Origin of the sequence: Bacillus cereus group sp. BfR-BA-01379, assembly GCF_022663605.1 — a bacterium.
In the GTDB taxonomy this organism is placed as follows: Bacteria; Bacillota; Bacilli; order Bacillales; family Bacillaceae_G; genus Bacillus_A; species Bacillus_A mobilis.
The window spans coordinates 37942-52413 of record NZ_JAKUFT010000006.1 but is presented as its reverse complement, the minus strand read 5'-3'; the positions used below and the strand labels follow the sequence as shown (position 1 = coordinate 52413).

Here is a 14472-nt window from a genome sequence, read left to right as displayed (position 1 = left end):
TTCCGCCTTTGTTTTTAAATTTAGACTGGTTGATCATTAAAATATTTACGCTTAAACCAAAAAGCGACGTTTACAAGTGCGATCATTACAGGTACTTCAACTAACGGTCCGATAACAGCTGCAAATGCTGCGCCCGAATGAATACCGAACACACCAACTGCTACAGCAATCGCTAACTCAAAGTTATTACTACCTGCTGTAAATGCTAACGTTGTTGTCACCGGATAGTTTGCACCAATTTTTCTTCCCATAAAGAAAGAAACAAAAAACATGACAATAAAATAGATTAATAACGGAATTGCTATTCTTACTACATCTAATGGTACGCTAACTATCATTTCCCCTTTTAAAGAGAACATAACGATGATTGTAAATAGCAATGCAAGTAATGTAAGTGGACTAATTTTAGGTATAAACACCTTTTCATACCACTGTCTTCCTTTTAACTTAACGAGTACAAAGCGTGTTAACATACCTGCTATAAAAGGAATTCCCAAATAGATAAATACTGATTTCGCTACTTCTCCCATTGTAATATCGACAATAGCCCCTTCAATGCCTAACCATTCTGGAATGACTGTTACAAACACGTATGCATAAACAGAGAAGAATAGCATTTGGAATACGGAATTAAAAGCCACTAAACCTGCTGCATACTCTTTATCCCCATCAGCTAGATCGTTCCAAACGATTACCATGGCAATACAACGTGCTAAACCAATCATAATGAGTCCGACCATGTATTCTGGCTTATCAGGAAGAAAAATTATTGCTAAAACAAACATAAGTACAGGTCCGATAATCCAGTTTTGTACTAAAGATAAAACCAATACTTTTACATCTTTAAATACACGGCCCATTTCCTCGTAACGAACTTTCGCTAATGGTGGATACATCATAACAATTAAACCGACAGCTAGCGGGATAGACGTTGTTCCAACTTGTAATGTATTTAATCCGTCTACTACACTAGGAAACACAAACCCTAAACCAATCCCAACAGCCATAGCTAGAAAAATCCATAGTGTTAAATATCGATCTAGAAATGATAAACGTTTCATTTTATTTTCCATCTCCTATTAACAACAAGAATTTTTTTCTACTACGTTAGAAGTCGTGCAACAAGATGACTCTTCAATTTTATGAACATCACTCTGTGCTTTCGTATAAAAGAATTCCCACTCGTTCCCATCAGGATCTGTTACCCAAAACTTATCTTGTACTGCATAGCAACAAGTCGTATCCATCTCATCACGCGCAAAGAAACCTTCTTTTTCTAATCTTTCTTTATGTAATGTAATTTCTTCAGCTGTATCCACTTGGAAACCGAAATGATTTACTTGATTTCCCTTCACTTCATCTCGTACGTTCAGCGTGAAATTAAGTCCTGGCGTCTCTAATAAAAATTTTGCATAATCTACTTTCACCTTAACTGGTGACACACCAAATACCTTTTCGTAGAATTCGATAGACTTCTCTAAATCCGTAACATTTATACCAACGTGAACATATTTCATAGCTTATTCCTCCTCTTTACATGTTATTAATCAATTTTTTTTGATTAATAGTACAAAATTTTAACAGCAACTACCTTTTCCTGTTTTTCTAAAGATACAGCACAATTCTTCTGATAATAAATTATTTACTTCCGCATCATTTAAATCATAATAACTCCACGTACCTTTTGTTTCTTTTACAATTAAACCTGCATCTAATAAAATCTTTAAATGATAGGACAACTTAGATTGCGTCATTTCAAAAATCTCTGTTAAATCACATACACAAGTCTGGCCTCGCTGACAAAGTTCATACATAATCTCTAAACGCTTCTGGTCTGCTAATGCTTTGAATTTTTTCTCATAGAGCTGAAAATCTTGCGCCACTGTAATACCCTCTCTCTTCATCAACTTTTTTTGATGTTTATAGTATATACGTTGTTGAGTTCTTTATGCAACTTATTAATCAATTTTTTTTGATTAATATAACGAAATGTAAAGGCTATTCCAAAGAAATCAAAAGAGCCCCCTTGTATGAGTTGGCTCTTTCGTTTTCACTTTTACTCTATTTAACAACGAAAATCATTAATCTTCGTAATTAGTAATGAATCACTTTTACCATTTGTTGTACTAAATCCTTTTCCGTTTTTTGAATATCGATTAGTTTATCGTTTAATTCGTCATCATCAGTTTGCCATTTACCGTTAGAAATTTGTAAAACGAGTCCGCTTTTTGTAACTAGTTTACTTCTTTCCGATAAACGAACGTTGCTATATTGCGAATCACATAGTGCTGGAATACTCTCTATAACGACTTTATATATCGGGTTAATATGTTCTGCTCGCAAACTCACACCACTTAACTTTTCTATTAACAGTTGATCCTCATCCTCATAGGAAAATATCATTCTCTTCCCTGTTAATATAGTTGGGTATTTAACAAAATAATATTTCCAGTTTGTTGGATTCCATTTTTGTTCTTGAATTAAATTTCTCAATTTGTTCTCAATAATATCGTCTTCAAGTGTTATTAATTTCTCTAGAAAATTTTCATAATGCACTTGTAAATTTGGATCGTAAGTCGTCCATATATATTCTTTTACTGTATCTCCTCCAAATATATATCGAGGTCCTAAATTTGTATAGCCAATTTTATGCGCATAGTCTCCAATTGCTAGAAAAGCTCTTGAAACTAAAGATTGGTTTGTACTTAATAGTTCTTGCATCATATCGTACAGTTTTTCAGGATATTTTTTAAAGATTGGTAGTACGACCATTAATGCGCCTTTGAAGTATATATTATCCTCTAGCTTATATAACCACTCTTTCAAATCTGGTCTTTCGAGGATTAATTGAACTTTTTCTTGTTCATGTCTTACACTAGCATCACTAATTTTAGAGAACATTTTTGGTGAAATATCTAAAATTGCTTCATGTACAGGTTTTTCCGATTCCACTAAATAATCAATGAAATCAAATATAGTAGGAATTGTGTCATAGCGCATGTTTGACGTGAACCTTCCATCTTTCGCTTGTCTAATTCGATTGACTATATTCCGAACAAGTCTTAATAATTCAATTGCATCACCCCTCTTATAAACTTTCGATTGGATGATCGCATATAAATAAATTCGTTCTGGCCATGTAAGGTTATCCTCTTCGAGCAAAGCTTTAAAGTAATTTCTTTCATCTGTAAATAAATGAATTTGTTCGTGTATAGCAGAAAACTCGTTTTCAATCTGTTCTGCATCTTTCCAAATCGTAAAGATGTCAAAAAGAAACGTAACATTTTCTTCCTCTTTGTAAATGGTTCTCAATTCTTTAAAATTAGTATAATCTTTATTAAACGTATTTGGCGCAACTGTACCTATTCTTGAGATTTTGCTCGAAGAAATGAAATTAAATAATCTCAAAAACGGTTTATCTAACGTCTTCGAATCATCTAAATAAGGCCATAAGAAATCTGTCCATTCTTTATCTAATGTAAAAGAAAATTCTTTTGCCTTATCGTTATAACCTAGTACTTCTAATAGTTGTTCAAATTGTGCTCTAAAATTTTCAAAATCGCTTAAAGCTCGGCCACGGGCATTCATTTTAATATATAATTCTTCACCTGATCCAATGTTATTTAAATCTTTAAATGTGAAGAAAATTGGACATTCTTTTCCACTTAATACTTCTAATAACCCATCCTCTACTTTATAAAACTCTTCATGGATTTTATCTAGCATTCGAAGCATACCATCTACTGTAGGGTCAAACTTCCATTTATATTGATACCATTTTTGAGCTTCAATCACTTTTGATAAAGGTTTATCATCATATTCAATTGAATTGCGAACTAAATAATATACAAAATCTTTAGCTGTTATCCTCGTTTCATAACTAAATTTTTCTAATATAGGCTGCATATCGCCGCTTTCTTTTATATTCAAATACCAATGTAGTAAAAATAATGTAGTTAATCGTTGTTGACCGTCTAGCGGCAGTAAAGTTTCTTTACCTTCACGGTCTTCAATTGTTCCGTATATAAAATCAAAATCTAAAGGTTTCCCTTCTAATAAAGCTGCTTTTATATTTTCTATTAAATTTTCCCGTACTAAAGTGGCTTTATCATCCTCTCGTCCTTGCGCATAATCCCGCTGTATCATCGGAATTACTATTCTATAACCTTCAATTAATTGGGCAAATGTCATTATCAAAGCTGTATCACTCCTTTAGCTTGCAATATCAAATCATTGAATTCAGATTCAATTGCTTTTACATATGCTTCACCATCTTCAAGTGACCATAACTCATATTGCGTTACTTTATCGCTATAATACTTCATAAATGTATTGCGAGTCGCTAAAGGGATATAAGCTCCTGATTTGTCATAATTTATCAATCGCTTATATTTTACTGGGTAGAAGTGATTGCTTAGGCTACTATTTGTTCCTTGATCTAGTAACACTAAATTGTCTAAACCGTTACTTTCACTTAAAAAATCATCATTTGTTTTTTCTACTACCTTTTGAAAAATCCCATTAAATTTCTCTTCCGTCAACTCTTCTAAAGAGACTGTTTTTAAATCTTCTACAAGTTTTTTATAACAACTCAATCCTTCTAACAAATTAATAGTCCCTTGCACCCAAACGCTCCACTGTTCTTTCGTATTTAATCCTTCTGTACTTTGAGCATGAATATGTTCTAAACTCCATTTACTTTCCAAATAATATTCAAAAGGAAAATAAGCATCAACATTTTTTTGCTTTAAAACAATTAAAATATTAAACAGTAATAACACTTTTCGTATCTCTACTTTATCGTGATAATAATCAAGTTCTCTTAAATTAATAGACTCGATTTCTTTTGAAATTCTTTGTTTTATTACAAGTTTAAAATGTTTTTTATCGTTAATACTATCACTTCTATATAAAGTAATATACTCAGTAATATTTTTATATTGAGTAAGATAACCTAGCAAATGATAACATGCCCTATCTTCATACCATTCTTCAAGTAAAGCAAAATCCGCAATAATTTGGCGCCACACCGTTTGAATATCCTCTTCTTGTAATTTATAGAATGTATAATACGGATCTGGATTATGTGAATTCACATAATTCGCCGCAATATCAAATAGAAATTCGATTCGATTTATGTAATTTTTCTTCTTGCCTAAAAACCTCCAAAAACGCTCATTTTGTAATCGATGCTCGATTTCATCCCATTGTGTTGAAATCATTGGTCTTTCATAAGAAGACGTTTTCAAAATTAAAGCAGCTTTTAATAACTCCGAATTCGTTAATTCGATTTTCCCGCTATTTAACCGACTAAACACCTCGCGTACTTCAACATCCTCTCCCACTTCATACCAAATTACTTTCACTTGTTCACCTAGCATAATAGAAAATTTATTTTTAAAAGTACGCCCATTTTGACGCTTTTGTTCAAACCATTCTTTTATAACTGTATAAGCCTCTTTAAAAAAGTGATAGTCTATATTTTTAATAGAAGTTTCTTCATTATAATTTTCAGCTATATTTTGAATAAACTCCGCACTCTCTGGTCTTGTTGCATAAGTAATTGAAAAAGATTCTTCTTCTAAATATGCATGAATTAATGCAATTGTTGTTAAACGTTGTTGACCGTCTATTACTTCATAACCATCTTCACATTTTCGGATCACTAATGGCTGTAAACAATAAAACATATCATCTTTTTGATAATACTTCTTCATAAATTCTTCTAAATCATTTAATAAATTTTGAACTTGATTCTTTCCCCATCGATAACCTCTTTGATACGAAGGAATAAAGTACTGTTTATCGTCAACTAACTCATTGATGGATTTCAATTGAATATCTTCTATCATTACTTCACCTACCGACATCATTTTTTGAATCTTTCAAACAACTAACTTAAAAGTTTATCTACCATTTTCATATTTGCTGAAATCACAAAATATCCCATATTTTCATTATACACAGAATGGAAAAAAGATATTTTTTATTTTGAAATCCCTAAATTAATTAGCATGTTCTTCCCTAAAAACCCATAAAAAAGGAGTGGTTAAAGCCACTCCTTTTAATCACTTATCCTTGATTCCTCTGCGCCTCTCTAACAGCCCTTCTTCCACAATTAATCGATACGCCGTATTTACTAGTGCTTTTGCCGATGTAATTAATGCTTTATCTCCTAATTCTCTGAACGCGCCGCATCAATATCTTTAAATAAGCCTGCTTTTACATAAATACGATACGTTTGAGGAACTAAATCAAGCGATAGACGAGTACATTCAGTTTTAAATTTATGACCGATTCCAAAAATGCTTAATCGGCCTCAGCCGACGATTAACTCAAGTACCGATTTCGGATGACCCCCATGTGATGAAGTTCGTGTCCTGCGATGCCGTACGCGAGGGCGCGCACCGTAATGCCTAGGTCGTTGGCTGTGCCCTTGCGGGTCCACGCCTCCGCCGGTAGCCCGCGCAGCAATGTGATCGTTGATTGCCGTACGGCCCGGTAGTCTTCGGCCAATTGCTCGGTTGTCCAGCTTCCGAAAGGAGGTATGAACAATTCCTGATCGAAACCGGTCAGAGGCGTCTGGTCCCCTCTTGCGAACCGGAGCAGGCGGTAGGTCATGACGCGTTCCGCGTCTGCAATGTGGCCCACGACTTCTTTCAGCGTCCATTTTCCTTCCGCATACCGATATGCGGCCTGGCTTTCGGTCAACGATGCCAGGAGCTCGGTCATTTGCTTTTCCTGGGCGAGTAGAATATCGATGATGTTACCGTCCGGTACCAAACGGATATATTCGCCGGAGTCCCCGGCGTACTCTTCTTCTGACGGTCTTTGATTCATGCGTAGTCACCTCTTTATGTAGATATAGGAATTTACAGCACTCGTCTATGTCTAATAAATTCTCGAAATGATAGAACTTCCCTTCTAATAATTGAGGATAAGCAACTATTTAGTTTGTCGGTCGCCACACTATCATGATTCGTTAGCACAATAAGCAATGCTAATCAATCATGCATAAAAATTATCTGTTATACAATATTTCGAAGTTATTTATATATAAAGGTAACACCTTCTTTTTTAATTTAAAGGTGGATTTTCAATTATATTTTGAAATGAATCGGAGTAAAACACACTAGTTTAACTACTTTTTTATACATCATTGATATAGCGAAGATCCCTAGAATCTCTGCTATATCAATGATGTATAAAATCTTATATAAGTGATAGATAGACATAGAGACAAAAAATTTAGTAAAAACAAGGATTCTATGAAAAACTCGCTACCGATAATAGGACGTTATGTTAACCTCACATGTATAGAATATACAAGAAAAACACGACACATCACTTTTTAAATGGTATAATAAGGAAAAAGAAAGGTGAAAAACTAATGGAAGACTCTATGTTTGCGTTTCGAGTTGTTTTTAATGCACTAACATCATTCTTTTCCAACGGGGTCTGGGTCGTTTTGTTCTTCTTCTTGTTAAATAAAACGTATGAAAACAAAACTTTCAAAACAGCATCGAGTATTATTACTGTTGTTGTCTTAGTATTTTATTTGTTTTATTGCATTCGGAATAGCATGTAATGCCTTTCTTTGAATAAGGTAGGGAAATCCCCCAGTATCCAAGACTAAATTTTACCCATACATCATTTTTTGGATCTAGCTCTTGAAGATAAAAACTATTTAATTTTCAAGGAACAGTTATTAACTTAAAACTTATTATACGAGGAGAGTGTATCATGAAAAAAATATGCTTTGTATTAATTGTCGACGCTGGTATAAATTATGGTTCAATATTTTCTCTACCATTTTTAAGGAATCAGGATGATTTGAAGGAATATTTTTCTAAGTATTATGATATTTCAATTAATTATATTAGGGATAAAAACTCAGTTGACTATTTGGTAGTTCCCAAACCGTGTCCACCTTTTGATAATGAAAATAATCTTCCAATAATTGAAGTACCAGCAATCTTATTTATGGAAAAGGATTTTGAAAAAATAAAGACTTATATAGACAATTATTTTTCTAATAACCCATAAAGAAAATAAAAGTACAGTAAAAAGAAGTCCAATAAAAAACGAGTGGCGTAGAATATTTCTATTAATCATTTGTTTTTTATTATATTTACATATATTTTTTAAAAGAGAATTATAGACGTTCTGAAAAAGATTAATTATAACAAGAACAGTGTTCGTACCCCAATAAGAGGGGTTTACTTTACTTCCAATAACAAGAATTATGTAAATAAGCTGTCCATGTGGACAGCTTATTGTTTTTTTGCTTAGCATGCAAAATTCGTGTCTTGTTGGCGGTAGCCCATTGCCATCAACCTAAGCTTTTGAGATACCCCCCAGTTATTTATGAGAATTCAGCTCATTTTATCGTTTTGGGGAACAATCAATTTCTTAAGTTGATGGGTATGTGATAATGCTTCCATTTGAACAAATTTTCCTTTTCCATACCGATCACACATCTTTTGTAGAGTAATATTATCAGCATATCCCAGTTTAAGAGGTTACTTACAAAATATTTAAAATTTTTTCGCAAGAATCCTCCGAAATGCAATACGGACTTTAAATATTTTCATTTATAATTCTCTATTTGTCTATACTTTTCATACCGCTGTTGTATAAGCTCTTCCGAGGATAATAGTATCAATTTTTTTAGAGATGATTCGATTACAGATTCAATCATTTTTGCCTGTGATTTTATATCATTTTGTGCTCCACCTTTAATTTCAGGAATGATTTCATCAATAATTCCTAAATGTTTTAAATCTTTTGCTGAAATTTTCATATGTTCAGCAGCTTCTGGAGCATACTTAGCGTCCTTCCATAGGATAGATGCTGCTCCTTCTGGCGAAATTACCGAGTACCATGAATACTCTAACATATGGATATGGTTACCGACACTAATACCAAGAGCTCCACCACTTGATGCCTCTCCAATTACAATACAAACAATTGGTACTTGAAGTGTAGTCATTTCAAATAGATTTCGAGCTATCGCTTCAGAAATTCCACGTTCTTCAGACCCTATCCCTGGATAGGCGCCTATTGTATCAATAAATGTAATAATAGGGCGATTAAATTTATCAGCTTGTTTCATAAGTCTTAGCGCTTTTCTATAACCTTCTGGATGTGCCATTCCAAAATTTCTTTCTATACTTTCCTTTGTATTTCTACCTCTTTGATGACCAATAACCGTAACGGGCATTCCTTTAAATTTTGCAATACCACCTATCATTGCTTTATCATCACCATATAATCGATCACCATGAAGTTCGAGAAAGTTTGTAAACAATAAAGGTATATAGTCCATTGTCGTGGGTCGGTTACGTAGCCTTGCAATTTGAACTCGTTGAAAAGGTGTAATATTAGAATAAATTTTATCTTGCATTTTATTTAAACGTTTTTCTAATTCATGAATTTCTGACGATAAATCTACATTATTTTCTTTCATAATTTTCTTTAATTCATCAAATTTCTCTTTTAATTCAATAATAGGACGTTCAAAATGCAAACTCATTTTATCCTCCAAATGTTATGACTTACCTCACTCTAATCAAAAGGCTTAGAAATAGAATCAATAAATAATTCAAAACCATCCACAACTATTTTTTGTTCTGATTCTGATAAATTATTGAGAATACTTTGATAAAATGCAACGGATTGCTCTCTTAAGCAATTAACAGTTATGTGACCTTTTTCTGTGAGGTGCAGAAAAATTTCTCTTCTATTTTTTTCATTTACTTCACGATAAATAAGCCCCTTTTTTACTAACTTATCTACCAATCTACTTACAGTTGAAGTCTCTAATCTAAGTTTATTGGATAGTTGCCAAACAGTTAGTTTTTCCACCTCTAGTTCCTCTAACGCCATCATTTGAGAAGTTGGTAAAGGTTTTTCAAATGGTCCATTGGGCAAATTTTGAGATTCAAAAACCCCAGTTATTATAATCATTTTCTTAATATCTGTTCTTAGTTTTAAGGCATCTTCTCTTTTCAAAAAGGTCACCCTCCTACAACTAATGTATCATACATCAATTGTATTATACATGAATATGATTTTTTCACAAGTTTAACGTAAGCCAATATTACAACATGGACGAGATATTTCTTCTTGTTAAAATGGTATAAGTGGATTGTTTTCTACAAATGGCAGAACATCAATTATGTATCAGGGGCCTTTATGGGGTACCGCTCATCGCAATCAATCTAAGAAAATAAAACTACCCAAAAAACGAAAATTTTGTGATAACTTGTAACAAAATGCTCATTTTTTCGTTTTGAGGTATTTGCGTTTCTTATTCTGATAGTGATGGGGCGGGCTCCCACACAGTACGATTTTATTTCAAAGACACAACGATCTTACTACAAACTTTTTATTTATCTCACACTCTCATCCGATAGTATTACTATTTTTTATTACTAATGTTGCCGTTTCACTCGGATGGCTAAGAGGAAAATGATGGCCATATGGAACAAAATCAACCTTACCAAGATGCGATGGAGCAGAATAACCTCTGTCATAATCCCCCCAAATAATGTGAAGATTATACTTTGTTACTTCATTGAAATTACCTTGATCGTTTTTCAGTAGTAAACTATTAAGCTGAACCGTAGTATTTAAAATTCTAGGAGAAGTAAAACTGTTACTTATTTTTTCGATATAATGTTCAGGGATGCTCTCCATACTTTCAAACAAACCATTACTTAATAAATAACGCTCTATCAAATTAGTAGTTGCCAATTTTAATGTCCATTTGTTCATAAATTGGGGAACATTTAGCGATTTAGCATTTTTTTTAGCAATAGGCGGCTGAAGTAAAGTGATTGAATACTTCTTATCTATGTACTCTTGTACCAATGCTTCCAGAAGAATAAACGCACCGAATGAATGACCAATTAGATGTGCCCCATTCGTAGCTTTCTCTAATAACTTTTTCACTACATTCAAATAGATATCTAGAAGATTTTTCTCTTGTTTAAAAGGAGAACGTCCCAAACCTGGAAGATCCAAGATCCATACAGGTTGACCAGTTTTTTCATGAAGCTCTTGTCCTAAAGGAAATAAATCCTCTCCATCACTCAATAAACCATGTAATAAAATAAACGGTTTACCCTCTCCTTGTAATTGGTAAAGGGTAGTGTTATCACATAGTGTTCGTTTAAATAAATGATTATGCTGGCCATTTTGATGCATCATTCGATAATCCAAATCAGCTACTACGGCAGGGAAAAATTTCATTACACTCGTCTTCTTAAACCAATCTCCTCCCATAATTTTTTTCGCTGAAACATTTGAAAATTTTCGTTTTGTAATAAAATTCAGTCCATCAGAAGGAATTTTTGTTATTTTACTTACTCCACTATTCATAATTGCTTTCATAAGTGGCATTGGGACAGAGATTTTTGGTGCCCTCATATTCATACTTTCCGACATAATACTTAATAATTCAGCAATGTTCTGATCGTGCTGTTTGTCTTCAACAAGTGTATATGTTTGTATAGTCGGTTGCTCCAATCTGAAAACCTGCACAATAAACTTCGCAAGCTCATCGTTTGAAATAAGTGGTAACCTATATCCCTTACCTCCAGGAATCACTGGCATGAGCCCTCTTCGCATACTCATCACAAGCAAACCTAATCCTGCTATCTGCTCTGTACTCCCTGTTTTGCTACTACCGACTACAGTTGGCGGATTAATTACAGAAAGCGGATAACCTACTGCTGATGCCTGGTGACGGATATAAAGATCTGCTAAAAATTTTGTTCTCTCATATGGATTTTTCATTTTCAAATAATTGTTTCCTTCTTTAAACACATCAATTGCAATCTTGCTATTTTTATCATCAAAGGGACTCATATAACCTACAACATGAATAAATTGTTGCAAGCCCTTCAATTGATGAATGCTTTTAGCTAATTCACTAATGTGTTTGGCGCCATTTAAAAATACGGAAGCTGCCTCTTTACTTGTCGCTTGAATATCCATGGGGCCTCCTGCGTGAATAATCACATCCGTTTTCAATACCCTCTCCTTATCTTCAGCACTTAGACCTAAATCTACTTTCGTCAAATCACCTTCAATAAAGTGCAGAACTGCCTTTTTTAAGATGCCTCTTTCTTGAAAAATGCGTGTTGCTTTACTTTTCGATCTCACTAAAAGAAGAATTTTAACATCCTCTTTGGCTAATTCTTTTACTAATTGCTTTCCAATAAAGCCTGTTCCACCAATTAAAAATACTGTTCTCATATAAACTCTCCTTTTTAGTACTATTCAGTACTAATTTGATGTAAAAAAAAAGCTTCTTTTATCGAAGCAATTTTAAAAAATGATCTGCTGTTTTCGTAATTACAGTTGCATCCTTCAATGTTTCTGAAATAAATAAAGCTCCTTCAAGATTTGTAATAAAAAGTGATGCAACCTCATCAATATTAATCGTATTTCTGAATTCTCCATTCTCTACCCCTTGTTTAAGTAATAGAGAAACTTTCTTTTGTAATCCTGTAAAAAAAAGACCTATTTTTTCTTTTATTTGCGTGGCCTGTTTAGGACTTTGAATATAAAGAGTAATAAATGGACAGCTCCCCTTATACTCTCTCGACTGAACTCCTTGTGATAATTGCTTTAAAAACAGTTGGATACGATCTTCAACTAAAAATTGGTTCTGAGAAAGTACGTCATCAATTGCAGATTGATACATTTCAATCCAATAATCAACGACCCCTTCTAATAATACTTCCTTATTAGAAAAGTGATAATACACATTAGACTTGGAAACTTTGCTTACACGTACTAATTCATCCATACTTGTATAAGCAAACCCTTTTTCTAAAAATAATGTTGCAGCTACTTCAATCACACGTTTTTGATTCATTAATTTTACCTTTGTCATAACTAGAACTATATAGTACTAATTTAAATATTGCAAGCATTTATGTTAATTTTGAAAAAATTTAATTAAAAAAGTTCCACTAACATTGATTTTACTGCAAAAAATCTTAGCATCAGCGTTACGCAAAAAAGAAAAGGAGTGGATCCCCCCACTCCCTTTAACCATCTATCCTTGATTCCTCTGTGCCTCTCTAAACTCTTCCTTTACCTTCTCTAACAACCCTTCTTCTGTAATTAATCGATACGCCGTATTTGCTAGTGCTTTTGCGGACGTAATTAACGCTTTGTCTCCTAATTTTGAACGTGCTGCTTCTCTAAATTCATTCGTATGTGCAATTAAATCGTCTGGACCAATTTTAATGTACGGATGAATTGTCGGTACGACTTGGCTTACATTTCCTGCATCTGTTGAACCAATGCCAAATCTTTCTTTCCGATTTACGTCTTCACCTTGTAATTCTAGTTCTTCGGCTACGACGTCATTAAATGTTTTTGTTACGAGTAGTTCATCGATTTCATTTTGGAATTGATGGATTTTCACTTTCGTACCTGTTGCTAGTGCTGCTCCCTCTGCGATGTTTCTTACTTTCTCTGTTACTTCCGCACATCTTTTTCTCGTCGCTGCGCGGATGAAGAACCTTGCTGCGGCGTAGTCAGGAATAATGTTAGGTGCTTTCCCGCCCTCAGTAATAACACCATGAATTTTCACATCTGACGGAAGTTGTTGGCGAAGTGCGTTAATGCTGTTGTACAGCTGGATAATCGCATCTAATGCGTTAATTCCTTCTTCTGGTGAAGCTGCGGCGTGAGCTGTTTTTCCGTAAAAATGAAAATCAAGTGGATCGACTGCTAGTGAAGGACTCGTTGTCGCAGTTTTTCCGCTCGGATGAATCATAAGTGCCGCATCGATATCTTTAAACAAACCAGCTTTTACATAACTCGCTTTCGCACTACCGTTTGGCCCTCCTTCTTCAGCCGGAGTACCAAACACGACAACTTCTCCGCCGATTTCTTCAAGCGTTTCTGATAATGCGATCGCTGCCGCAACGCTAATTGTGCCAATTAAATTGTGACCACACGCATGACCAAGTCCTGGTAAAGCGTCATACTCAGCTAAAAATGCGATAACTGGCCCTTGTTTTCCTGAACTTTTTCGCGCGATAAAACCAGTTTCATGTCCAGCTATATTGTGCTGCAACTGAAATCCTGCGCTTCCTAGCAATAAGCTCAACGTTCTTGATGCATAAAACTCTTGGTTACCAATCTCCGGATTCGCATGAATATCGTGACTTGTTTCTATGTACTTTTCCTTATTTCTTTCAATACTCTCTTCAATTGTTTTTCTTTGTGACGTTACTCCTGTCGCTCCCATTTTTCTTCCCCCTTATATTTTCACATAAAAAAGCCTCTTTCTAAAAGATAGAAAGAGGCTTCTGCATATACAGTCAAAATGAGCTTCTTTCTTATCTTTCAAGTTACCTTGCTGGAATTGGCACAGTATTCATAAAGAATCCGCTGCCGAGGTGTCATAGGGCCAGTCCCTCAACCTCTCACGATAAGAATTTT

General features: G+C 34.1%; 13 protein-coding genes and 1 riboswitch. Of the genes, 2 read left to right on the top strand and 11 right to left on the bottom strand.

Going from position 1 to position 14472, the window contains the following annotated elements; genetic code table 11:
* Window positions 1-20: 20 nt before the first annotated feature.
* From arsB to MR113_RS03940, 6 genes are all read right to left on the bottom strand, one after another.
* Window positions 21-1061, bottom strand: coding sequence for an ACR3 family arsenite efflux transporter (gene arsB, locus MR113_RS03965; RefSeq protein WP_002128038.1), 1041 nt, complete (start codon window positions 1059-1061; stop codon window positions 21-23).
* Window positions 1062-1079: 18 nt separating this feature from the next.
* Window positions 1080-1517, bottom strand: a complete 438-nt coding sequence (locus tag MR113_RS03960) for an ArsI/CadI family heavy metal resistance metalloenzyme (RefSeq protein ID WP_242251279.1) — start codon at window positions 1515-1517, stop codon at window positions 1080-1082.
* A gap of 60 nt (window positions 1518-1577) precedes the next feature.
* Window positions 1578-1904 carry an arsenical resistance operon transcriptional regulator ArsR gene (gene arsR, locus MR113_RS03955; protein ID WP_242251277.1) on the bottom strand — a complete coding sequence of 109 codons (327 nt, stop codon included), beginning with the start codon at window positions 1902-1904 and terminating at the stop codon, window positions 1578-1580.
* A gap of 190 nt (window positions 1905-2094) precedes the next feature.
* Window positions 2095-4191 (bottom strand): DUF262 domain-containing protein, encoded by a 2097-nt coding sequence (locus tag MR113_RS03950; protein ID WP_242251414.1) that lies wholly within the window; start codon window positions 4189-4191, stop codon window positions 2095-2097.
* A gap of 2 nt (window positions 4192-4193) precedes the next feature.
* Entirely contained in the window at window positions 4194-5852 is a 1659-nt protein-coding gene (locus MR113_RS03945) for a DUF262 domain-containing protein (protein ID WP_242251267.1), read from the bottom strand.
* A 478-nt stretch (window positions 5853-6330) separates the two neighbouring features.
* Window positions 6331-6840, bottom strand: a complete 510-nt coding sequence (locus MR113_RS03940; RefSeq protein WP_242251265.1) for a DinB family protein — start codon at window positions 6838-6840, stop codon at window positions 6331-6333.
* A gap of 550 nt (window positions 6841-7390) precedes the next feature.
* On the opposite strand from MR113_RS03940, the gene MR113_RS28475 reads away from it, so the two are divergent.
* Both MR113_RS28475 and MR113_RS03935 read left to right on the top strand, forming a co-directional pair.
* Window positions 7391-7588, top strand: coding sequence for a hypothetical protein (locus MR113_RS28475; protein WP_098656125.1), 198 nt, complete (start codon window positions 7391-7393; stop codon window positions 7586-7588).
* Window positions 7589-7743: 155 nt separating this feature from the next.
* On the top strand, window positions 7744-8046 hold the full coding sequence (locus tag MR113_RS03935) for a hypothetical protein (protein WP_242251262.1): 303 nt from the start codon (window positions 7744-7746) through the stop codon (window positions 8044-8046).
* 544 nt (window positions 8047-8590) lie between these two features.
* Here MR113_RS03935 and MR113_RS03930 read toward each other — a convergent pair.
* The 5 genes from MR113_RS03930 to MR113_RS03910 all read right to left on the bottom strand — a co-directional run bounded on the left by MR113_RS03930 (window position 8591) and on the right by MR113_RS03910 (window position 14278).
* Window positions 8591-9535 carry an acetyl-CoA carboxylase carboxyltransferase subunit alpha gene (locus MR113_RS03930; RefSeq protein ID WP_242251260.1) on the bottom strand — a complete coding sequence of 315 codons (945 nt, stop codon included), beginning with the start codon at window positions 9533-9535 and terminating at the stop codon, window positions 8591-8593.
* A 32-nt stretch (window positions 9536-9567) separates the two neighbouring features.
* The gene (locus MR113_RS03925) at window positions 9568-10014 is read right to left on the bottom strand and encodes a MarR family winged helix-turn-helix transcriptional regulator (RefSeq protein ID WP_242251258.1); all 447 of its coding nucleotides are present in this window, start codon (window positions 10012-10014) and stop codon (window positions 9568-9570) included.
* Window positions 10015-10407: 393 nt separating this feature from the next.
* The gene (locus MR113_RS03920; RefSeq protein ID WP_242251243.1) at window positions 10408-12264 is read right to left on the bottom strand and encodes an alpha/beta fold hydrolase; all 1857 of its coding nucleotides are present in this window, start codon (window positions 12262-12264) and stop codon (window positions 10408-10410) included.
* A gap of 58 nt (window positions 12265-12322) precedes the next feature.
* Complete coding sequence (locus tag MR113_RS03915) at window positions 12323-12889, bottom strand: TetR/AcrR family transcriptional regulator (protein ID WP_001072320.1); 567 nt, start codon at window positions 12887-12889, stop codon at window positions 12323-12325.
* 183 nt (window positions 12890-13072) lie between these two features.
* Complete coding sequence (locus MR113_RS03910; protein ID WP_242251241.1) at window positions 13073-14278, bottom strand: M20 family metallopeptidase; 1206 nt, start codon at window positions 14276-14278, stop codon at window positions 13073-13075.
* An 88-nt stretch (window positions 14279-14366) separates the two neighbouring features.
* A riboswitch (SAM riboswitch) is annotated at window positions 14367-14468 on the bottom strand.
* Window positions 14469-14472: the final 4 nt, after the last annotated feature.